We start from the raw sequence: 20471 nt of genomic DNA, 5'->3' as shown, positions 1-20471 counted from the left end.
AATGTCAGCCTTTCGCGCTGGATCCGAGATTGGTGGAAATGAATTGTCGTTGGAAGATGATGAATAGGATGACTGCAGGCGCAGCCAGCACACATGCGCCAGCCAGAATGGCTCCATATGGGTTTGAAGCCGTGGCGGCAATATTTGAGATGTAGTTCGCCAGTGATACCGCGAGTGGCTGCATGCTTTGTTCCTTGGTGACGAGGAACGGCCACAGAAATTCGTTCCAGGGGCCGATGAAGGTCAAAAGAACTGCAGTAACAATCGCGGGGCGCACCAGTGGAACCGCAATCTGCCACAAGATCCTTAGCTCGCTGGCCCCGTCTATGCGGGCCGCTTCAAAAAGTGAAGCGGGCAACTGCAGGAAGTACTGCCGGAACACGAACACCGCCGTCGAGTTAATTGCGAAGGGCACGATCATGCCGAGGTAGGTGTCCCCCAAGCCGTAGTCCCGCACAATCAGAACGTACAACGGGATAAGCAGGAGCTGGAACGGGATCATCTGCACCAGCAGCATCATCCCGAAAACGACCCCGCGCCCTCGGAACGATAGCTGGGCCAGCGCGTAGCCGACCAACAGCCCAAATACCACCGTGCAGAGGATGACACCGCCGGTGAAGATTCCGGAATTTATGAGCCCCTTGAGGAGATTGATGGAGCTGTTGATGTTGGTGTAATTCTGCAGCGTGATGTTTCCCGGCTGGGGAAAGGCACCGGCCACAGAGGTGTCTGGATTGGCCTGCAACGAGCCAATGAACATGTAGTAAAAGGGAAAAAGAAAAACGAAAGCGCCGACGGCGAGCAGGATCAGGCTGCCAGGCCGAAGCTTGTGCCGTTCCTGTACAACATCGGATTTGCGACGGCGGTCAGTAGCCGGAGCCTCCGTAGCTTCGTCATCGTTACTAAGTGTTTGGGCCACGTTATTCCTCCTTTCCGCCGACCAACCGGCGTTGAATGAGAGCGATCAGCAGCACGCCAATAACCAAAATGACGCCGAGAGCAGCGGCAATGTCCGGATTGCCCTGCAGGATTCCCGTTCTATACATCAGGAACACTGGCGACGTCGAAGCTCCGTCCGGTCCACCGCCTGCGGTAAGGAGGTAGGGCTCTGTAAAGAGGTTCGCGCCGGTGATGGTGGCGAGAAGCGTAACCAACACACTGGCTGGCCGCACGCCAGGAACTGTGATGTTCCAGAACTGATTCCACTTGTTGGCTCCATCCACGGCCGCGGATTCATACAGTTCCTCTGGAATGTTCTGCAGGGCTGCTAAATACAGCAGAATGAAGAATCCCAGCTGCTTCCATGTCACATACAACGCAACGGTGGGCATCGCCAACCAGGAATTGACGAGCCATGACGGCTCTGGCGCCAACGAACCGAGGAGTGAATTGATTAGTCCGTTCTGCTGAAACAGGAACAGCCACACGCCGATGACCGCCACGCTTGCCGTTACGTACGGAACGTAATAGCTAACCCGGAAGAAGGTGCGCAACCGCGTCACACGGTTCAGCGCATTGGCCAGTACCAGCGAGAGTGCAACAGTCAGCGGCACATTGATCACTAGAAAGATCAGAATGTTTCCGAAAGAACGAATAACCGCTGGATCCGTGAGAACCGCAATGTAGTTATCGAACCCGACGAATGGCTTGGGAACGCTGACGCCAGGGGCAGTGAAAAAGAAGTCGTGAAATGAAATGTAGACGGCATATCCCAGCGGATATGCCAGCACGGCAAGGACAAACAGAAGGTATGGAGCGCTGAAGAGAACTCCGACTGGCTGTGCGCCTAACGGCCGCCAACGCGGTTTCCGGGGCGCCGGGCCTCCGGCGTTACCGTCGCTGGAACCTCCATGCCGCCCGGCAGAGTCAGCCGCAGCTGACCCTGCCGGGTCACTTCCATCCGGCTGCACGCGTTTGCTGCGAGGCAAAGTCATCCAGCTCATCGCCTTACTGCTGTGAGGCCAGCTTATTGATTTCAGTGGCCGCCTTCTCGAATGCCTCATCGATGCTGTCGTTCGGATGAATCACCGAGCCGACCCAGGCGTTACGGAAGTTCTGCCAGATCTCGACTGAGTTCGGGGCCTGAGGAACGCCAACCGCGTTATTCGCCTGCTCGGCGAACTGCTTGTAGGCCGGATTCTCGTCGAAGTAGTCTGCATAGACGGTGGTCAGATCGGCGCGCATCGGCATTTGGCCCGTCATTTCCAGAAGGTTGCGGTCCTGCTCTTCGCTGGTCGCATACTTCAAGACCTCCCACGCCGTGCCTTTGTTTTCACATGCAGAGTAGAGCGCAATATTCTTCGCATCGGCGAAGGTGTGGCTCTCAGCCCCTTCTTCTGTCACAGGGATGGGTGCAGTGCCCCAGTTGACTTGGTCCCCGTATGCGGCAATGGCCCAAGGACCTGAGATGGCAATTGCCGCCTTACCATCTACGAAGGAGTCACCGGTGTAGACCTCCTTAGAGGACAAGCCTTCCTGATAGATCTTCTTCCACATCTCCGCAACAGCTTTACCCTCGTCCGAGTTGAAGGTCGCCTCCCCATCTTCGAGTAGCTGCTCCCCGCCCGACGCCGCAGCATAGAACGGGTAGAAGTCAAACCAGGATTGGAAGAAATCGCTGGCCGGGGATGGCCAGACCGCGTTGTCCACTGCACCGGACTCCACAAGCGTGCGGGCCGTTTCGAGGAATTCCTCCTGGGTTCCCAGCGGCGGATTCTCTGGATCCAGACCGGCTTCCTTGAAGATGGCCTTGTTGTAGAACAGAACAACGGGGTTGGACTTCCACGGGATTTGGTAGAAGCTGCCATCCTGTGACTGGTACTGGCTGGCTAATTCTCCACTGCGTTTCTTAATGTAGTCCGCACCTCCTTCAAAGGAGTCCAGCGCTACGAGCCCACCCATCCGCTGAAACTGCGGTACGGCAACAGGAGCGGTATTGAATATGAGGCAAGGCGCCGTTCCGGCTGTAATCGAAGCTGCAATGACCTCTTCGGAGCTCTTACCGGCGGGAATCTGCTGTGCACTGATCTTTTGATCAGGATGTTGCTCGTTCCATGACGAGACCATCTGCTTGCCCCACGCCACTTCATCCTCATTATTCGAGTACCAGATATCAATCGGCCCGCTACTCGCTTCTTCGCTGGCCCCAGTCCCGCCGGAATCCGAGCCGCCGCATGCGGCCAGTGAAAGTCCCATTGCTGCAATAGCAGCGATGGATAGAGTTCGCGATGCAAATGCACGCTTCATTGCGTCTCCTCGGTTTATTACTTGGATGTTGCCAGCGGCGCTGTGCCGACGGCCTTACATGGGCCTGTGGATCCACGGACCACAAGGTTGGGGGAAGACAGCATGACGTCCATACCGTCATGCGTGCCTTCAAGTTCGTTGATCAGCACCTGGGCTGCGATCCGTCCCCATGTCATGGGGTCGGTGCTGACTGTGGTGAGCGCAGGGTTCAAGTACTGGGTGAAATCAGCGTCGTCATACCCGCTGATAGACAAGTCCTCTGGAATGCGAAAGCCGGAGGACTGGGCAAAAGCCTGTCCCGCTGTCGCCATAATGTCGTTGGCATAAACGATGGCGGTCGGCTTGTCGCCGGCACGCAACAATTTCTCGGTGGCCGCTATACCTCCAGCGGCGGTGAAGTCGGCCTCAATAAAGAGATCAGCCTTCAGGCCCGCTTCATTCAGTGCAGCCTCCCACGCCCGCCGGCGGCTCCTGCCGTGGATCATGTGCTGTGAACCGCCCACGTGAGCAATACGGCTGTGCCCGAGCCCAACAAGATGCTCCACGGAGGAGCTAATTCCCTCCGTATCGTCCATGCAGACGGCGGGGAATGGCGAACCGGTGTCCGGCCGGTTTAAGGTCACCGCCGGAATCTTCAGTTCCTGAATCAGTGGAATGCGGGAATCGTCATGCCGCACGTCGGTGAGAATAACGCCATCTACCCGCCCGCCGTCGACGAGTTTCCGGTAGCCCCGCTCCTCCGCACCTGGCTGGGTCGCAACGGTGAGAACAAGCGTATATTCGTGCTCCGCCAACGTCGTTTCGATGCCGGCGATGAAGGAGGGGAAGAAGGGGTCGGTACTAATGAGTTTCGGGTTCCTGGCCACCACTAATCCCAAAGCATAAGCACGCGACGACGAGAGGGATTTTGCCCGATAACTGGGCTTCCAACCAATTTGCTTGGCAGCGTCCAGAATCCGAAGCCGGGTCTCATCACTGACGCCCGGCCTGCCGTTGAGGGCATACGATACGGCGCCCTTGCTGACACCCGCTGCCCTCGCGACGTCGGAAATAGTCACCGCCATACTCACAACCCCTTTCGTTACTGAACCGGTTCAGCTGGTACTACTTAACCGGTTCAGTAGCGATGTGTCAAGCATCACTTTTGGAAGGGCGATATTTGGGCGCTGGCTCCCTGGACGGGTGACGGGTCAGGACATGCTGCGCCAGTTTCCGAGCTACCTGCCGCGCTTGGCCAGGGTGGCCAGGGTGGCCACCAAGGCGGGCGGCAGCAGCCGGCTCAATCCAACCAACACTTTGTACTTCACACTCGGTATTGATACTGCCTTGCCGCGCGCGGCATCGCGGAGGGCTTCGGCGACGACGTCATCGGCGTGAAGCCACATCCAGGAAGGCACCAGTTTCTTGTCGACATTCATCCACTGATGGAACTCCGTATGCACGAAGCCCGGGCAAAGCGCCATGACATTGACGCCTTCGCGCCCGTAGCAAATGTTTGCCCAGCGGCTGAAGCTGATAATTGCGGCCTTCGCCGCGCCATAAGTGCCCCGCGGTGTGAACCCGGCCACGCTGGCGACATTGATGATGTGCCCGCTCCTTCGCTCCCGCATACCCTGCAGCGCGGCGTGCGACAACGTGAGTGGAACCTCGACATGGATTTTCAAGTGATCCAGTTCTGTCTCGATTGCATTGTCGGCAAAGGACTTCGTCAAGCCGTACCCGGCGTTATTGATCAGCGTGGTTACCGGCATCGCACTCTGTTTCAGCCGCGCAACGACGCGGGAAACGCCGTCGTCGGTCAGCAGGTCCGCAGCCAGGGTCTCCACCTGGACCGAATATTTCCCGCGCAGCTGCGCAGCTTTCTCCTTCAGTCGCTCGGAATTTCGCGCTACCAGGACCAAATTGGAGCCCTTCACCGCGATTTGGCGGGCGAACTCAGCCCCCAGTCCGGCGGTCGCACCGGTGATCAACACAGTTTCAGTCATGGTTGAAGAGTGCTTGATCGCAGGGTTCTACGCAAATGGGCCGATCCTCAGAACGGCTGGTTGCGGCGGCCGCCGAAGTCCTCGCCGATCTGCCGCGCAGCGTCCTTGAGCAAAGGCACGATTGTCTGCTCGATGACCTCTTCCGGCGCGCGGTGGGTCTGCAGGGACACATTGACGGCGGCGATCACACCGCTCCCCCGCCGTACGGGTACTGCGATCCCGCGGAGTCCTTCTTCGAGTTCCTGCGTCACCATGGCCCAGCCCCGGGCAGCGGTCCGGTCAATCTCAGCACGCAGATCATCGATACTGCTGATGGAACGCTGCGTGAACTGCTGAAGCTGGACGGACTCGAAGTAGGCGTCGTGCCCGGCCTGCGACAAGCCGGCAATGAGGACGCGTCCCATGGACGTGGCCCAGGCCGGAAACCTGGTGCCGACATTGATGGAAACGCTGAGCAGCCGCGGCGAGGCCACGCGGGCGACGTAGACAATGTCCGTGCCGTCCAGAATGCATAACGACGTCGTCTCATTCAGCTCGGTCGCCAGCTGCTTCAGATGGGGTTCGGCAATTTGCGGAAGGGTCAGGTTCGCCAGGAAGGAAGCGCCAATGTCCAGGCAGCGTGGCGCCAGTTCAAAAAACGATCCGTCGGTGCGCAGGTAGCCCAGATCAGTCAGGGTCAGCAGGAAGCGTCTGGCTGCAGCCCGGCTCATGTCCGTACCCGCGGCAACGCGCGAGACCGATTGCCGCGGCTCTTCGGTCGTGAAGGCCAGCAGCACCGCCAAGGTTTTCTCCGCTGACTTTACATAGTGGGCAGGCTGTTCCCGGTCCAATTGCTCTCTACTTTCCCGTTCGCTGGTATTGGGCGGCCAACCGCACTGGCGTGTTCGGAGCTCCGTACCCCTCGTACCCATTCCGGCGTTCAACAACTTCGAAAAAGACGTTGCCTACGGTCGCGGTGTAGAAGTGCAGGAAATCTCCATGCTCGTCACGGTCATACAGCAGGTTGTAGTCCTGCAGAACCTTCAGCAGCTTGGGATCCAGACGGAAGCGGGCCTGCAGATCATCGTAGTAGTTCGCAGGGACCGGCAGGAATTTGAGGCCCCGCGACAGAGCCCGGCGTGCCACGGCGATCAGATCCGTACAGCCGAAAGCAATGTGCTGCGGGTAGGCCGAAACCGCCGCCGGGCCGGCTTGTTCCAGCCCCAACGGGGCAATGTTCAGTGCCAGCCGGATCCGGCCGTCGGTGGTTCTCATGACCTGGCTGCGGACCAGGCCTACCGGGCTGGGGACTTCCATCGACGGTTGGCGGTGCAACGACAAGGTGCTTTCGTAGAACAACACAGCTTCGTCAAAGTGCTGCCACGGCTGGGCCAGGTTGACGTGGTCGACATGCGTTATCAATTCCGGCTCCGCGGACGGTTCGGCGGATACGGCCGGAGCCCCGGGGTTTTCGGTGGTGCGGCTGAACTCATCGGTCCAAGCTGCAGTGCCGTCCGGAGTTGCCTGGCAGAGGAATATTTCGGTGGAGTCCGGTGCCGACACTGCCTGCAGGACCTCTTCATTGGCCTGCGTCCGCCGGGGTACCGGACGGGCCAACAGCTGGACGGCGCGCGACGCCGCTGCCTGCGGATCCGCGACGTCGAACCCAAGTGCCGCGATTGTCGGCTCCTGATTCCTCGCCTGCTGCTCGTTCACGATCAGCCGGGCCTGGCCCTGCATCCATAGCTGAACGTCTTTGGTGCGGTGCCGGCCGGTGTAGGTGAAACCGAGCTGGTGCAGCAACTCCTGCACATGATCGGTGTTTTCCGCCTTCACCTCGGTGAAGTTGAACCCCGTAGGCTGGTCAACCTGTGGGAGGGTCGCCAACTGCATGGGGTAGCTGGTCGCCCTCTCACCGGTTTCCTGCAGGTGCAGATGGGTGCGCTCCTCCAACTGAATCAGCGAGCGCATCGCGTCCACGGCGGTCCGGACCTCATCGCTCTGCCGAAAGACATCATTGAAGATCTCGAGGGAAACCGGTCCGTCATAACCAGACCGGACCAGGTGCCCCATGAACTTGTCCAGCTCGAAGTCCCCTTCACCCGGAAACAAGCGGTGATGCCGGCTCCAGGAAAGCACGTCCATGCTCAACGTCGGCGCATCGGCGAGCTGGACGAAGAAGATTTTCTCCGCCGGAATGTCCTCGATGCCCGACGGATCCCAATTGCGGGAGAGGATGTGGAAGCTGTCCAGGCAGGTGCCCACATTGGCTAAGTCGGCCAGGGCGGCAATCCGGGCGGCATGTTCGAAATCGTTGACGTACTTCCCCCAGGCCAGCGCCTCATATGCGATTTTTATGCCGTATTTCGCCGCGAGAATGCCGAGCCTGCGCAGCTGGGAGGCGGCGACGTCGTCGTCGTCAATTGTTGCCGTGCCGACATTGCTGCAGACGAGGATGGTGTCGATTCCAAGGCTGTCCATCAACTGGAACTTGGCCTCGGCACGGTAAAGGTTGGCGTCGAGTTCCTCGTCGGTCACGCCTTCGAAATCGCGGAAGGGTTGATACAGGTCCAGGCTCAGCCCAAGCTCGGATGCCAGACCGCGGATCTCGGCCGGGCTCTTCGGGCAGACCACGAGGTCCTGCTCAAAGATCTCGATGCCGTCAAACCCGGCGCGGGCGCAGGCGTGCATCTTCTCTTCGAGCGTGCCGCTGAGGCACACCGTTGCAATTGAAGTTCTCATATCGGCCTTTCGATTGCCCTTCGCTAGCGGCCCTGGGCCAGCAGTTCGAGGAAGTGTGCGCGCATCCGGGAAGCGTCCGGAGTGAGTCCGGTGATCAATCCAAACGCATCAGCGGCCTGGCCCACAGCCATGTGGCCGCCGTCGAGCACCCGGCATCCCTTGGCCGCCGCAGCAGCGATCATTTCGGTTTCCACCGGGCGGTAGACGACGTCGGCGACCCAGTGCCGCGGCTTCAGGAGTTCGACGTCGAGCGGCAGGCCAGGATGCGAGTGCATCCCCACCGGCGTGGCATTGACAAGACCATCCGCGCCGTCGAGGACACCGGCCAGGTCGGCCATTCCAACCGTGCGTACCTGCTGCTCCGGGAAGAATTGGCTGAGGGTTTCGGCCCGTTCCGTGGCACGGTCGGCGTCCAGATCCATCAACGTCAGGGTGCGGGTGCCGGCTTTGAGGAGGGCGTAGGCGACGGCGGCGCCCGCTCCGCCCGTGCCCAGCTGCACCACTGAATCCTGGCCCGCGCCGGGAAGACCGCCGGCCAGAGCCGTTCCAAAGCCGGAGAAATCGGTGTTGTGCCCGATCATTTTCCCGTCCCGGATCAGGACCGTGTTGACCGCTCCGAGCCGGCGGGCGTCAGCTGAAATGTCATCCAGGTGTTCCAGTGCCAGCTGCTTGCAGGGGTGGGTAATATTGAATGCGTTAAATCCGAGGTCCCGGCCTTGCCGCAGCAGTTCGCCCACGTCATGTGCCGGACGGCCCGTCGAGGTGAGATCAATCGGACGGTAGAGGTACCGCAGACCGTGCTGGTCCGCTTCACGCTCGTGCATGGGCGGAGTCAGGGATTGGGTGATTCCTTCCCCAATGAGTCCTACTAGGTAGGATTCCGAGGTCACGCTCACGTTCTGCTTCCTCTCTGCCGGTGCTTGAAGGACATTGCCGTCCATCTTCCCGTTATTTCGCAGTGGCGTAATCGTCATGTTGCGATGCCCCTGTGATATGAGCTACATTACTCGAACTGTTCATTTTATGCACACTTGTACGTATATCGCACAGGAACCACGGGTACCCGGAAAATGTTCCATCTGCCCGCTCCTATCGCTTTCAGCTAGTAACGGACGCCTTTCGGGCGTCCGGAATTTCCAAAGGAGATGCCATGACCGCATCGACAGCCGCGCAACCAGGCGCGGAGCACCAGAAGACACCGAAGAAGGCCGCCCTGGCCAGCTTTATGGGCAGCGCCGTCGAATATTACGACTTCTTCATATTCGGGTCCGCTGCTGCGCTGATCTTTCCGCACGTCTTCTTTCCCAATGCCGGAGCTGAGGCAAGCGTCATGTCGCTCGCAACTTTCGGCTTTGCCTACATTGCGCGGCCAATCGGCGCGGTGATACTCGGCCACTTCGGAGACCGGATCGGACGTCAGAAGATACTGATGTTCACCTTGATCATGATGGGAGCCTCGACCTTCCTTATCGGTTGTCTGCCCAGCTTCGATGTCATCGGATGGTGGGCTCCGGCGTTGCTGGTGCTGTGCCGGCTGATGCAGGGCCTCTCCGCCGCAGGTGAACAAGCCGGTGCCAGTTCGATGACGCTTGAACACTCCCCTGACGATCGTCGCTCCTTCTTCACTTCCTGGACGCTGACCGGCACGCAGGGTGGGCAGATCCTGGCCGCTCTGATCTTCATCCCGGTGATGGCCCTGCCGGACGACATCAAGTATGGGATCGGCTGGCGCATCCCATTCTGGTTGAGTGCGCTCGTTGTCCTCGTGACATTCTTCATCCGCCGGTCGCTGCATGAAACACCCACCTTTGAAAAGGCCAAAGCCAACAACGAGATTTCGAAACTGCCCGTTCGCGATCTGTTCAAGCACAATTGGCGCGACGTCCTGAGGGTCGTCTGCTGTGCCTTCATCGCCGCTGTCAGCACCGTGTTTGGCACATTGGCGATCAAATATGGTGTCGCCGTGGGTGACGTCGACGCCAGCATCACGTTGTGGCTGGTGGTTGCCGCGAACTTCGTCGCACTGTTCACGCAGCCGCAGTTCGGAAAGCTGTCCGACCGGTTCGGCCGCAAACCCGTCTTCATCTATGGTGCTCTCTCCAGCGCACTTTTCATGCCGATGTACCTGCTGTCCCTGGAGTCCGGAAACACGCTCCTGCAGTTCCTGCTTTCGGTCGTCGTTTTCTCCTGTGGTTATGCTGCCGCCAATGCTGTTTGGCCTTCCTTCTATGGCGAAATGTTCAGCGCACGCGTCCGGTTCTCCGGTTTGGCAATCGGCACCCAACTGGGCTTCCTGATGGCGGGCTTCGCTCCTTCGATCGTGGCAGCCATGGGCGGTATTGCTGAAGGCGGCTGGGTAATCATCAGCATGTTCAACGGTGCCATCTGCGTAATCGCCGCCGTTGCTGCTTTGACTGCCAAGGAGACTTTCCGGACACCGACGGCGGAACTTGGCCACCAAGGCAAGAAAGAGTTGGCGCAGGAGGAGTTGGCCGGCGCCTCACGCGGCTGACCGGCAAGTGTTGGGGCATTCATGTGCTCACCTTCTCCGGCTGACGGGTCGTTTCACCCCGCCAGCCGGTGAAGGGCTTAGCGGATGGTTTATGCTGCGAGCTGGTTTGTGTTGATGACGATGGCGCGGGCTGCGTTTTCGGCGGTTTTGAGTTTGTCGAAGTAGCCGTTGCGGACCCAGTCGGTGTGTTCCGGGTGTCTGATGCTGCCGATGGGGATGCTGGCGCCGGTGCCTTTGCCGGGTGCCGGGCGGGCGTAGGGGATCCCGTCGATCATTTTGACTTCGAGTTGGCCGGAGTGGATCCGGGAGTGGTCGGCGGGGCAGGCCAGGCACATGTTGGCCACGTCTGTTGGTCCGCCTCTGGAGTACCACTGCACGTGGTGGGCCTCTGTCCATGACGGGGGTCTGTCACAGCCCGGTGCGATGCAGCCGCGGTCCCTGGCCGCTAGCGCCCGGCGTTGGGCCGGAGAGGCCAAGCGGACGGGCAGGCCCAGGTCGAGGATGGCGCCTTTAGCGTCGAGGACGACGCGTTCGAACAGGGCGTCGCAGGACATTCGTGCCAACGCCCCGGCCGTGACCGGTCCGGTTTGGTCGCAGTGCGAATCGGTGGGGTCGACGGCCGTGAATTCACCGCCGCCGCGGCCCGTGTCATTACGCATGGCTTTGATCTGATCCATGGTGGTCAGGATGGTGATGCGGTTCTGCCGGCGGACGGGCCGGAATTTGCCCGGGGAGGTCCCGTCTTCGGCGGGTATGGCGCGGGTGGCCGGTCCGAGGTAGGTGCTGCCGGCGCGTACGAGTTCGCTGAACGCGTCAGCCCGGCGCTGGGCCGGTGTCCGGGTGTCCCGGGCGACGACGTCGCCGTCTTCGTTCTTCTGGCCCGGTTTCGGTGCGGCCAGCGGGTCCATGATCGCCCGCAGTTCCGCACCAGCTTCCGGGTCCAGCTGGTAGGAGCCGTGCACCATGCCGGTGATATCGGTGGCCATGGTGAAGGAGCGCCGGTTGAACGATTCCGGGTCGTAGTGATCATCCCGGTCCGGTTCCAGAGACCGAATCAGCCGATCTGACAGGCCGCGGATCTGATGCGGGGTGGTGGAGGTGGACTGTTCGGCAAGGAAGCCGCCGATCCGGTTCACGTTCTCCGCTGAGATCAGCCGGGCCGGAATGTTCTCCAGCGTTTTGACGCCCACATCCAGGTGAGCCAGGCTCGTCTGCCCTTCGGCCAGCAGATCCCCCATCGACCTCAACGCCCCCGTTTCCAGGCGGGCGTTGGGGGTCAGTTCCCTTGACCGTTCGCCGTGCACGGCCCGGGCCGCGGCAAGATCGGCCTTCGCCCGGCCCGGGGAGACGCCGACCGTCGACTTCAAAAAGCCCTGCAGCGTCGCTGGTCCTCCCCGGAGGGCGGTTACGGCGTCGGTCTGATCGGCGATGGCCACCGCACGGAGGTAAGCCGCATCCAGCCGGCGCCTCTCCCGGCCAAGTTCCTCAACCAGCGTCAACGCGTCGGCTGCCGACACCGCGGTCGCGTCTGCGCACATAAGCTCCGAGATACCCTCATGGATCCTTCCGGCCGCGGCAGCAGTCACCGTTGGCGGCGCATTCGTACAGGGCCCACGGCCGGGTCTGTCAGCGGACCGGTCTTCGGGCCTGTCGCCGGACAAGTTGCCGGACCATTCGCCTGGCCTGTCGGGCAGTTCGGGTGCACCATACTTGTCCCTGGCCGTACCCGGGGCGGGCCTCGGCGCGGCAAAAAGATCACCGGCATTGCTGCTGTTCACAAGAACGCCCACGCCAACACTCCCTTCAACCCGCGGCCTTCGAAAACCTTCTAAAACAACCCTAGAATCCGCCACCGACAAAAACAGAGCAGATGAGTGGATTAGCCGGATCTTGAGCCTCAGAGTTTGCGGCCGAGCCGGATCTTGAGTCATAAGTGTGTGGACGAGCCGGATCTTGAGAGTCACATTGCCGGATCGAGAGTAGGCTCGATTGCGGTGCAGCGACTGAAGGAGTTCCATGGAAAACTTTGAGATCTTGATGGCCGGCTATCCGGGTGATGTGGCTACGCCCGCCTCGCAGGTTGCGGCCGGGGCGTCCGCCGGTGGAGTGTTTATCGTCCTCGATGATGATCCGACCGGAACGCAATCGGTGGCCGATCTGCCAGTCCTGACTGCATGGGAAGAATCGGACTTTACCTGGGCGCTCGGCACCGGCAGTCCGGCAATTTACGTGCTGACAAACACCCGTAGCTTGAGTCCGGAAGACGCCGCAGTCCGCAATCGCGAGGTCGTGGCAGGGGCACTGGCTGCGGCGGAGCAACTTGGTATCCGGCTGTCCTTCGTCTCGCGCAGTGACTCCACCCTTCGCGGATACTATCCGCTGGAGACGGATGTACTCACCGAAAGTCTGACCGCGGCGGGGAGGCCGGTTCCCGACGGCGTCGTCATTGTCCCTGCCTTCCCTGATGCCGGCCGGATCACCATTGGTTCCGTCCACTACATGCGCGACGGCGGTGCCCTGCAGCCAGTTGCCGAAACGGAATTCGCCAAGGATGCGACGTTTGGCTACCGCAACTCCAATTTGCGGGACTATGTGGAGGAGAAGTCGGGCGGGCGCACCAAGGCCGCCGACGTCGTCGCCGTCACCCTGGACATCATCCGCGCCGGCGCGGGGCGGATCGCCGAAGAGCTGGCCAAGGCTGCGGACGCAACACCCGTCGTCGTCGATGCTGTCACCGAAGACGACCTGCGGCTGCTTGCACTGGGCCTGCAGCAGGCTGAAGCCGCGGGGCAGAGCTTCCTCTACCGGGTCGGACCGCCCTTTGTCCGTGCGGCCATTGGGCAGGAGCCGCACCCGCCTCTCACCGCGGACGATGTCTACGGGAGAAACGACGCCGCCCGCGGACGGGCCGGTGGGCTGATCGTGGTCGGTTCCCATGTCGGCCTGACCACGCGGCAGTTGGATGAACTCCAAAAGTCCCGCCCGGTTGCGCACACCGCTGAGATCGATGTCGCGTCCGTCATCGATGAAGACTCACGCGGCACGCATCTGGACAGCATTGTCGCCGCGGTTGCCGATGGGCTGGAGCGCGGCGACGTCGTCATCCACACCAGCCGCCGGCTTGTCACCGCCGCAGATGGGGACGAAAGTCTGGACATTGCCCGCCGGGTCTCAGCCGCCGTCGTCGACGTCGTCCGCGGCGTGCTTGCCGCCAACCCGCCGCGCTTTGTCATCGCGAAGGGCGGTATTACGTCCTCCGATGTCGCTTCCAAGGGACTGGAAATCCGCCGGGCCATGGTCCGCGGTCCGATGCTGCCCGGCATTGTCTCGCTCTGGGAGCCGGTCGAGGGTCCGGCCAAGGGCATTCCCTACATCGTCTTCGCCGGGAATGTGGGCGATGACCGCTCCCTGGTCGCCGTCACCGCAACACTGTCCCAAAACAGCTAAGGACCGCCATGTCTGAAAATTCCACCTACACCGCCGCCGTTCTCGGACTGGGCGCAATGGGCCTGCCGATGGCCACCCGCCTGGCCACGCAGTTGACGGTGCACGGTTTCGACATCGCCCAGCCGCGGCTCGAGCTCGCCGCCGACGCCGGANCGCCGACGCCGGAATCAAGACATTCACCTCCGGTGCCGCAGCTGCCGAGGGGGCCGACGCCGTCGTGCTGGCCGTGCGCAATGGCGAGCAGCTCAACGACGTCCTTTTCGGTGACGCCGGCATTGCAGCGGCGCTGAAGCCGGGCGCCGTCGTCATCCTCACCAGCACAGTCGGCGTGCCGGCCGTCACCGAGGTCGCCGAGCGGCTCCGCGAGCAGCAGGTGGAACTTGTGGATGCGCCACTTTCGGGCGGTCCGCTCCGCGCCGGCGAAGGCGACCTGCTGATTGTTGTCGGCGCCACCGAAACCGCCCGCGGGAAAGCCCAGCCGGTGCTGGATCTGCTCGCCTCCACCCTGAGCGTGGTGGGCGACAAAGCCGGCGATGGCCAGGCGCTGAAGACCGTGAACCAGCTGCTCTGCGGTGTACATATCGCGGCGGCAGCGGAAGCGTTGGCATTGGCAGAGGCGCTGGGCCTCGATCAGGAGCGGACACTGGAGGCACTGCAGGCCGGCGCCGCGGGTTCTTTCATGCTCGCCAACCGCGGTCCGCGGATGTTGCAGGCGTACGACGACGACCGCGCCGAGGTGCTCAGCCGGCTCGACATCTTCGTGAAAGACATGGGCATCGTCAGCAAAGCCGCCCGGGATTATGCCCTGCCGACGCCGGTTGCCTCCGCCGCCGAGCAGCTATACCTGTTGGGCCAGGCGGCCGGTCTCGGTGCGGCAGACGATTCCGCCGTCATCAAGGCCGTTGCACCCTACCGTTCGACCAGGATGCCGTCCTCGTCGGCGTAAACCATTGCCCCGGGCCGGAAAGCGACGCCGTCGATCGTCACCGGGATATCGGTCTCCCCTTCGCCGCCCTTCGTGCTCTTGCGTGGGTTGCTGCCCAGCGCCTTGATGCCAAGCGGCAACTGCGCGAGGGCTTTGCGGTCCCGGACTGCGCCGTTGATGATGACGCCGGCCCAACCGTTTTCTACGGCCAGTTCGGCGATCATGTCGCCCATCAGGGCACGGTCCAGCGAGCCGCCGCCGTCGATCACCAGTACGGCGCCTTCACCCGGTGATGACAGCACTGACTTGAGCACGACGTTGTCCTCGAAACAGTGGACTGTCCGGATTTTTCCGCTGAAACCGGCGGCACCTCCGAAAGACTGGAATTGCATCGCCACGGACTGAAGATCCTCGCCACGCTCATCGTAGAGGTCCGCTGTTGCCACTGACATGTTTCTCCCTGGGGTCGGCCGTTCGGCGCAGATATCGGATGTTCTCCACAATACTTGGCAGGCCTTTGCCGTCCCACTCATTCCGCCGTGCTGCACAACTACCCCGACTGTGACGCCGCGTTACGTCGGCCGGAATTTCCCGGTTGCTCAACCCCTTCTAATCGGTACGCAGCTTGCGAGTGCAGGGATGACCGGAATCGGCCGCCTTTACGACGGCGGTGTCCCAGCCTTTGTTCGGCCGGTCCGGATTTGCAGGTGGCCGCCACGGGCAGACGCCGCGGTGACTTCTGCACAATCCTGCTCGACACCGCTCCAGGGGTGCGCTGAAATGTCGGCGCCGCCAAGCCAGCAGGCGAATCTGGCCAGTGGTGTAAAGACAGCGGCAGTTCCGACCGGCTCCTGCATATCGACGACGGTCTGCGCCGCCCGGTCCCGGCACAGCGTCTGCATGTTCTTCCACGCTTGAGGCCAGTCCGGTATCAGCGACAATGCGTAGGTGGCGATGGCAGCGTCCGAACGGAGCCGTCCTTCCTGCGCCTCGATCCGGGCGGCAATCTCTTCCGGAGCAGGCGTGGCCGCGTCGGCCTGGAGAAGAATGACGTTGGTCCAGCCATGCTTGTCGGCCCGGCGCCGCGCCTGGCGGAGCATATCCGCGCTCTTGTCGATTCCGACGATGGTTCCCGCGGCTCCAACGCGCTGTTCGAGGTGCGGAAAGTTCAATCCGGTGCCGCAGCCGACGTCGAGCACTTGATCCCCCGCGCTCAGGCCCAGCGCTTCAATACCGACGACTCTTCCCGCCCGGTAGACGGGGTACTCACCGGACAGCAGGTCGTAAAAGGGAGCGAAGGTGCTGTACTTTTCAAGCATTGGAAGTCGAATCTAGCACAGGGAGCACCGCATGAAATCGGACAAGGGCATTGTGGATCTGCTCGTCATTGGCGGTGGGACGGCAGGCATTGTCGGGGCTACGACGGCGGCGGCACTTGGGGCGAGCACTGTTCTGGTGGAGCGGGACCGCACCGGCGGCGATTGCCTCTGGACCGGATGTATTCCTTCCAAGGCCATCCTCGCCGCTGCCAAACGAGCGAAACTGGCGCAGGAACTGATTGGCGGTATTCCTGAGCAGGAGATGACCGGCGATATGCCCGGTCTGACCCGGAACCGGAACCACCAGTCCGGTTTCGCCGCCGCCCGCGAACACGTCCGCAGCGCGATCAGCATCATTGAACCGGTCGATTCCCCGGCTGCGTTGGAGAAGGCTGGTGTCAATGTCCGCAAGGGATCCGCAAAATTCATCGCACCCGGAGTGGCGGAAATCGACGGCGAAACGATCGCTTTCCGGCAGGCGTTGATAGCCTCCGGGGCGGAGCCCGCGTCGCCGCCCATTCCCGGTCTGGCTGAAGCAACCACCGTCACGTCAGAAACGATCTGGGAACTTGAGGAAGCTCCGGCCCGCCTTCTCGTGGTCGGCGGTGGTCCTGTTGCCTGCGAGCTGGCGCAGGCCTTTGCACGCTTCGGATCGAAGGTCACGGTTCTTGCCCGCTCCCAGATGCTGCCGAAGGAGGACCGGGATGCCGCCGCCGTCGTCCGGCAAAGCATGGAGGCGGACGGCGTGCAGTTCTTCGAGAACTCCCCCGTCGAGCGGTTCTCGGCCACCGATGGCGTCAGCCGTGCCGGATTGGCCGACGGCTCACAGCACGATGGCGACGTCGTCCTGATCGCCGCCGGGCGGAGGCCCAGAACAGAAGGGCTTGGGCTGGAAACCGTTGGCGTGGACTGCGACGATACCGGCCACGTTATCGCGGATGTGAAGATGCGCAGCTCCAACCCGGCCATCTGGGCGGCCGGAGACGTGACGGCCAATCCACAGTTCACGCACTTGGCCGGAGTGTCCGCCAGCGCTGCTGCCTTCAACGCCATCCTCGGACTCGGCCGCAGCGTCAGCACCGTAGTTCCCCGGGTGACCTATACGGCTCCGGAAATTGCCGCCGTCGGGATTACCAGCGCCGGGCAAGGCCGGTACCGTGTCTCAACCATCCAGCACCGGGAGCTGGACCGGGCGATTACCGAAGGCACTCCCGATGGTCTGACCCGGCTCATTATCGGCAAAGGCGGGCGGATCGTGGGCGGCACCATTGTCGGGCCGCGGGCCGGCGAGTCGCTGGCCGAGCTGACAATCGCCGTCGAAAAGGGTCTTTCCACCCGGGAACTGGCGGGCGTCACGCACCCTTACCCCACGTATAACGACGGCGTATGGAATGCAGCCATTGCCGATGCACGGTCGATGCTTGCCTCTCCGGCCGCCAAAACCGTTCTGAAGGTTTTAGTCCGCGCCCGACGGTGGCTACTCGATCGGCGGCAGGGACGGAAGACCGACTCGTAGCCCCAGCGAATTGCTGCCGGTCTGCGGACACAGCAAGAAGGTGTGGCCCGTGCGATTTGGTTCGCACGGGCCACACCTTCTTGACTTACTTGGCGTTGGCCGCTCTGCCGCCGTTGATGGCGGAGGGGTCAACCGGCTTTTAGCCTTGGCCGGACAGCCTCCACAAGAACACCATGGAGGCGTCGCGGTTGATCGGCGTAAACGCCCGGAACTCCGCGGTGGTGTCCGCCGCATTATCTTTGTAACCAGTTGTGATCCCCTGCTCTGCCAGCCAGGCCACTTCCTTGTAGAACGCGTTGTCCGGACCGTAATCCACGAACGGGGAGACCGTTGGTGGTGCATAATCAGCCGGCGGACCTACGATGGTGTCATCTTCCATGCTGGCGAACCGGTAGAGGAAAGCAGCCATCGCCTCGCGGGTAATCTCCGCCAACGGGCGGTACTCGACCGTCGTGTCCGACGCGTTGTCTGTATAACCGGTGGTGATGCCCTGCTCGTACAGCCAAGCGACCTCCGTGTAGAACTTCTCCGTCGTGCCGTAATCCACAAACGGTGACACCTCCGGTGGCGTGTAGCCGGTCACACCGGCCAGACGATACAGGAACGCAGCCATCGCATCCCTATTCGTGTTGGCTTGCGGACGGAACGTTCCATCAGCGAAACCTGTGGTGATGCCGTTGTCAACAGCCCAACGGATCTGCTCTTCCCACATGGCACCCCGGGCATCCGAGAAGAATTCTTCACGTCCCTGGACGACAAACTGATCCGTCTGTCCGAGTTCCACCGGAGTTATTGCAGCTCCGGTGCCATCAGTCACCTGCTCGATCTTGAAGACGTTCGTGTCATACGGACTGCCGACGACGGTGTGCGGCGTGGCGCCGTCACCCAGGTAGCCGGCCGGTGCGCCTGCATCCCACCGGAGGAAGGGCCCGATCTTGGCTTCAAGCAGCGCATCGAAGTTGCCGTTGGCGTTCATGGCGCCCAGGTCCTCGGTGTAGTTGAGGTCGCCGGCTTCGTCTGCCGTGAGTCGGACTGTTCCGTATGGATGCGTTACCAGGAAGGTAGCGCCCGGCTCGAAGACCGCGTCGCCGCGGACCCGGATCCGGCCGAAAGCGATTTGGTCGCCGTCTTTGACCTCGTCGACGGCGAACGCCGCTTCGGACGCCAGCACCAGCCGGACATCTTCGCCGCCGATGTTCATTTCCGCATCGGCAGCCCACCAGAACGCTTCAGCCGGCCAGTTGTTCGGCCATGACGTCGGCTGGTTCGGATTCGGCCGTGCATCCACATTCGGGCACAGCACGTCGTCCAGGCACAGATCCAGGGTCGTCGGCGCCTGATCCCCAAACCCGTTATCCGTCAACGTAGCGGGGAAGCCGTGCTCGCCCAATGCGCCAATGGACTGAAGGTTGTGGATCTTGTACGGAAGCGTCCGAATCTCGCCGGCATTACCTGCGTCGTCCACTGCTACGGTCCGCAGTATGGTCGATGCGCCGATAAACAGAGGCTCCGTGTACTCCTGGGTGGAACCGGTCGGCTCTCCCTCCGCGGTGTACTGAGGGACGGATCCGTCCGTCGTGTAGTAGACGTTCGCCGTTGTGCCGGTCAGCGTCACGGTCTGTGGTCCAGCCAAAGGAGCCGTTGCGGCAGGAGTTGCCTCAACCCAGGGGCTGTTCGGGTCCAGTTCGTATTCCTCGGTGTAAACCTCTGTGGCGTCACCTGTTGCGTTGTCGACGGCGATGAACTTCAGCGTCTGCGTTCCCGGTGATGCCAGAGTCACGCCTTCGGCTGGATTGTAGAGTTCACCGTTGGTGATATTTCCGTCCTGATCGACAGTTGGATCGGTGTCGCCCGTGGTCCAAACAATCTTGGCTTCAGGGAACGTCGCTTGGATTTTCACTACCTGGCTTTGGTTGTAGAGCCCACCCGGCTTGTCGACGTCAGCCTTCAACGTGGCGATTTGGCCTTGGACGTTGAACATCCTAGTCCGGTTGATGACTTCGGCTCCGGTTGAGTTGGGGCCCTTAATCCGGAAGTAGTTCGTATTGTTCGGGCTGCCGACGACGGCGTGCGGCGTATTAGGATCACCGACGGTCCCCTCCGGTGCCTCATTGTTGGACCAGCGAAGGAACGGCCCAACCTTCCCCTCGGTCGGCTCGTCCCAGGTGCATGGCTGCTGGAGGCAACCGATGTCTTCCGTATAGCGGACGCGGCCACGATCGTCAGCGGTCAATTCAAGTTTGCCGTAGGGATGGGTGACAGTGTAGACCCCGCCGGGAACGGCGTCATCGATGCGGACACGGATGCGCGAGAACGCGTTCTGCTGTCCCGCCGCAACCGATCCATCACCACCGAAAGCGGCCTCCTGTGCCATGACCAGCCTGGCCTCTGCTCCGCCATTCAGCGTCATCGAAGCCTCACCGGACCACCAGAACGCTTCCTCCGGGAAGTTTCCCGGAATGGTCAGCGGTTGGCTCTCGTCGTAACCCTCCGGAACGGCAGCGGCACATTCAGCGGTGACAAGGCAAAGTTCCAGACGTACGGGCGCCAGGGCCGGTGTAGTCGTTGTCGCGGGAAGTCCGGCATCGCCATACCAGTACGGGTACCCATTGTCGGGATCGACGGGACCTACTCCGGTTGGTGCTGCAGGCAGTGCGGCAGGCAGCATGCCCGCGAGTGCGGCAGGTGCGAGTGCGCCACCGGTAGCCGGTGTTGCCGATGTTGCTGCTGGTATTGCGCCGAAGAGCGGGAACAGTACAGCTCCTGCTGCAGCAATTCCCACCGCCCGCCGTCGTTGCAA

The 20471-nt window shown here is 61.8% G+C and carries 15 protein-coding genes and 1 pseudogene; 4 read left to right on the top strand and 12 right to left on the bottom strand.

What is annotated here, in order from left to right; genetic code table 11:
• Positions 1-4: 4 nt before the first annotated feature.
• The 8 genes from Y707_RS0111645 to Y707_RS0111610 form a co-directional block, all read right to left on the bottom strand.
• Entirely contained in the window at positions 5-760 is a 756-nt protein-coding gene (locus Y707_RS0111645; protein ID WP_155852923.1) for a carbohydrate ABC transporter permease, read from the bottom strand.
• A gap of 160 nt (positions 761-920) precedes the next feature.
• Positions 921-1934: a carbohydrate ABC transporter permease gene (locus Y707_RS0111640; protein ID WP_026535220.1), complete on the bottom strand. Its 1014-nt coding sequence runs from the start codon at positions 1932-1934 to the stop codon at positions 921-923.
• Positions 1935-1947: 13 nt separating this feature from the next.
• The gene (locus Y707_RS0111635) at positions 1948-3246 is read right to left on the bottom strand and encodes a sugar ABC transporter substrate-binding protein (protein ID WP_035781418.1); all 1299 of its coding nucleotides are present in this window, start codon (positions 3244-3246) and stop codon (positions 1948-1950) included.
• A 17-nt stretch (positions 3247-3263) separates the two neighbouring features.
• Positions 3264-4310, bottom strand: a complete 1047-nt coding sequence (locus Y707_RS0111630; protein WP_035781416.1) for a LacI family DNA-binding transcriptional regulator — start codon at positions 4308-4310, stop codon at positions 3264-3266.
• Between the two features lie 153 nt (positions 4311-4463).
• Complete coding sequence (locus Y707_RS0111625; protein WP_026535217.1) at positions 4464-5231, bottom strand: SDR family NAD(P)-dependent oxidoreductase; 768 nt, start codon at positions 5229-5231, stop codon at positions 4464-4466.
• 47 nt (positions 5232-5278) lie between these two features.
• The gene (locus Y707_RS0111620; protein ID WP_026535216.1) at positions 5279-6061 is read right to left on the bottom strand and encodes an IclR family transcriptional regulator domain-containing protein; all 783 of its coding nucleotides are present in this window, start codon (positions 6059-6061) and stop codon (positions 5279-5281) included.
• A gap of 7 nt (positions 6062-6068) precedes the next feature.
• Positions 6069-7952: a bifunctional sugar phosphate isomerase/epimerase/4-hydroxyphenylpyruvate dioxygenase family protein gene (locus Y707_RS0111615; RefSeq protein WP_026535215.1), complete on the bottom strand. Its 1884-nt coding sequence runs from the start codon at positions 7950-7952 to the stop codon at positions 6069-6071.
• A 23-nt stretch (positions 7953-7975) separates the two neighbouring features.
• The gene (locus Y707_RS0111610) at positions 7976-8848 is read right to left on the bottom strand and encodes a shikimate dehydrogenase (protein WP_026535214.1); all 873 of its coding nucleotides are present in this window, start codon (positions 8846-8848) and stop codon (positions 7976-7978) included.
• 254 nt (positions 8849-9102) lie between these two features.
• On the opposite strand from Y707_RS0111610, the gene Y707_RS25405 reads away from it, so the two are divergent.
• Entirely contained in the window at positions 9103-10464 is a 1362-nt protein-coding gene (locus Y707_RS25405) for an MFS transporter (protein ID WP_051441911.1), read from the top strand.
• 89 nt (positions 10465-10553) lie between these two features.
• Here Y707_RS25405 and Y707_RS0111600 read toward each other — a convergent pair whose 3' ends face one another.
• Complete coding sequence (locus Y707_RS0111600) at positions 10554-12002, bottom strand: HNH endonuclease signature motif containing protein (protein ID WP_162150214.1); 1449 nt, start codon at positions 12000-12002, stop codon at positions 10554-10556.
• 478 nt (positions 12003-12480) lie between these two features.
• Here Y707_RS0111600 and Y707_RS0111595 point away from each other — a divergent pair, with 478 nt between their 5' ends.
• Complete coding sequence (locus Y707_RS0111595; RefSeq protein WP_026535212.1) at positions 12481-13911, top strand: four-carbon acid sugar kinase family protein; 1431 nt, start codon at positions 12481-12483, stop codon at positions 13909-13911.
• A gap of 8 nt (positions 13912-13919) precedes the next feature.
• Positions 13920-14857: pseudogene (locus Y707_RS25400) on the top strand (NAD(P)-dependent oxidoreductase).
• On the opposite strand, the gene rraA reads toward Y707_RS25400, so the two are convergent.
• Entirely contained in the window at positions 14821-15288 is a 468-nt protein-coding gene (gene rraA / locus Y707_RS0111585; protein ID WP_026535211.1) for a ribonuclease E activity regulator RraA, read from the bottom strand. The pseudogene Y707_RS25400 and the gene rraA sit on opposite strands and share 37 nt — an antisense overlap.
• Before the next feature lie 207 nt (positions 15289-15495).
• Positions 15496-16155 carry a class I SAM-dependent methyltransferase gene (locus Y707_RS0111580; RefSeq protein ID WP_026535210.1) on the bottom strand — a complete coding sequence of 220 codons (660 nt, stop codon included), beginning with the start codon at positions 16153-16155 and terminating at the stop codon, positions 15496-15498.
• 31 nt (positions 16156-16186) lie between these two features.
• Here Y707_RS0111580 and Y707_RS0111575 point away from each other — a divergent pair, with 31 nt between their 5' ends.
• Positions 16187-17671 (top strand): dihydrolipoyl dehydrogenase family protein, encoded by a 1485-nt coding sequence (locus Y707_RS0111575; protein ID WP_026535209.1) that lies wholly within the window; start codon positions 16187-16189, stop codon positions 17669-17671.
• Between the two features lie 139 nt (positions 17672-17810).
• Here Y707_RS0111575 and Y707_RS0111570 read toward each other — a convergent pair.
• A partial coding sequence (locus tag Y707_RS0111570) for an S-layer homology domain-containing protein (RefSeq protein WP_216699244.1) occupies positions 17811-20471 on the bottom strand: 2661 nt, incomplete at its 5' end.

The organism is Arthrobacter sp. H14 (assembly GCF_000520495.1).
GTDB lineage: Bacteria > Actinomycetota > Actinomycetes > Actinomycetales > Micrococcaceae > Arthrobacter_C.
Note: the sequence above shows the minus strand (reverse complement) of the source record. Positions and strands in the feature narration are given on the sequence as shown.

Excerpts from the sequence above, each read along its gene's own strand:
- Y707_RS0111595 (WP_026535212.1), top strand. The coding sequence starts at position 12,481 with ATGGAAAACTTTGAGATCTTGATGGCCGGCTATCCGGGTGATGTGGCT.
- Y707_RS0111625 (WP_026535217.1), bottom strand. The coding sequence starts at position 5,231 with ATGACTGAAACTGTGTTGATCACCGGTGCGACCGCCGGACTGGGGGCT.
- Y707_RS0111615 (WP_026535215.1), bottom strand. The coding sequence starts at position 7,952 with ATGAGAACTTCAATTGCAACGGTGTGCCTCAGCGGCACGCTCGAAGAG.
- Y707_RS0111575 (WP_026535209.1), top strand. The coding sequence starts at position 16,187 with ATGAAATCGGACAAGGGCATTGTGGATCTGCTCGTCATTGGCGGTGGG.
- Y707_RS0111600 (WP_162150214.1), bottom strand. The coding sequence starts at position 12,002 with ATGTGCGCAGACGCGACCGCGGTGTCGGCAGCCGACGCGTTGACGCTG.
- Y707_RS0111645 (WP_155852923.1), bottom strand. The coding sequence starts at position 760 with ATGTTCATTGGCTCGTTGCAGGCCAATCCAGACACCTCTGTGGCCGGT.
- Y707_RS0111635 (WP_035781418.1), bottom strand. The coding sequence starts at position 3,246 with ATGAAGCGTGCATTTGCATCGCGAACTCTATCCATCGCTGCTATTGCA.
- Y707_RS0111640 (WP_026535220.1), bottom strand. The coding sequence starts at position 1,934 with ATGACTTTGCCTCGCAGCAAACGCGTGCAGCCGGATGGAAGTGACCCG.
- Y707_RS25405 (WP_051441911.1), top strand. The coding sequence starts at position 9,103 with ATGACCGCATCGACAGCCGCGCAACCAGGCGCGGAGCACCAGAAGACA.
- Y707_RS0111580 (WP_026535210.1), bottom strand. The coding sequence starts at position 16,155 with ATGCTTGAAAAGTACAGCACCTTCGCTCCCTTTTACGACCTGCTGTCC.
- rraA (WP_026535211.1), bottom strand. The coding sequence starts at position 15,288 with ATGTCAGTGGCAACAGCGGACCTCTACGATGAGCGTGGCGAGGATCTT.
- Y707_RS0111630 (WP_035781416.1), bottom strand. The coding sequence starts at position 4,310 with ATGGCGGTGACTATTTCCGACGTCGCGAGGGCAGCGGGTGTCAGCAAG.